Here is a 208-nt window from a genome sequence, read left to right on the forward strand (position 1 = left end):
GTATTCTTCTAGCTCAACCTGCCATTCTTTTTTCATCTCTAGAGGAACATCTGCATAGCCGTAACCAGGCAAATCGACAAAACTTCTGTCAGTATCACCGATACTAAAAAAGTTAATCATCTGCGTGCTTCCAGGTGTCTTAGACGAGCGAGCTAATTGTCGTTGATTGGTTAAGGCGTTGATGGCTGATGATTTGCCAGCGTTTGAG

Annotated in this window: 1 protein-coding gene; it reads right to left on the reverse strand. The window is 43.3% G+C overall.

What is annotated here, in order from left to right; genetic code table 11:
• The coding region (locus tag V6252_RS13735; RefSeq protein ID WP_341610793.1) for a GTPase at nucleotides 1-208 on the reverse strand (208 nt) is incomplete at both ends.

The organism is Psychrobacter proteolyticus (assembly GCF_038155145.1).
GTDB lineage: Bacteria > Pseudomonadota > Gammaproteobacteria > Pseudomonadales > Moraxellaceae > Psychrobacter > Psychrobacter proteolyticus_B.